An 817-nucleotide genomic window follows, 5' to 3' on the forward strand; every position below is an offset into this window, starting at 1 on the left:
GGACGGCCGGCTGCTGCGCGGGCGGCTGAGGGTGCTGCGCGGGCTGATCGGCCGGCTGCGGGGGCTGCGGTGGCGTGGACATGTCGCGAAGATAGTACACGGTTGGCGGTCAAGTCCCCCGACGTCCGGGATCGTTATGGTCTGCGGACATCTGCTACGTATCCATGACGGTACCGCCGGGCCCGCCGCCCGGCACCGGGTCGGGCCGGCGCGAGCCGCACCGGCAGGCTCCGAACGCCGATGCCGACGAACCCCGGGTGCGGCAGCAAGTCCGTTTCCGACAGGTGACGTACGGCGCCCGGCCGGGCGGGGCGGGTGACGTCGAAACGGTCGGAGTCCGGTCCGTGCGCCGCCGGGTCGCGACCGGCGGCGGAGTACCCGGCGAGCACGGGCGTGCCGACGGGGATGCGCGTCCCGGCGACGGCGAGGTCCCGCACCGGATAGCGGAACGGGAAACAGCTGACCGGCGCGTCCCAGCGCAGCGTCTCCTCCACCACGTCCGCCCAGCCCGCCTCGCCCGCGCGCACCAGGCCGAGCTGCTCGGGGTGGGCGCACAGGGCGCGTACGGCATTGGTGATCAGGTTCAGGGTGGTCTCGTGCCCGGCGACGATCATCAGCAGCAGCGTGCCGATCAGCTTCTGCCGGCCGAGCCGGTCGCCGCCCGCGTCCCGGGCGGCGACGAGCGCGCTCGTGAGGTCGTCGCCGGCCGGGCCGCCTTCGCCGTGGCGATCCCGGTCAGGACGGCGACGAGTTCCCGGTCGGCGGCGACGGCCTCGGCGGGCCCGGTGTCCGTGGCCACGACCTGGCCGCCGAGGCG

General features: G+C 75.2%; 1 pseudogene. It reads right to left on the reverse strand.

The features are described 5' to 3' along the window. Positions 1–134 precede the first annotated feature (134 nt). Positions 135–817, reverse strand: a pseudogene (locus tag CCN44_RS37885) (cytochrome P450); the annotation flags it as partial.

Source organism: Streptomyces tricolor, from assembly GCF_002155905.1.
In the GTDB taxonomy this organism is placed as follows: domain Bacteria; phylum Actinomycetota; class Actinomycetes; order Streptomycetales; family Streptomycetaceae; genus Streptomyces; species Streptomyces tricolor.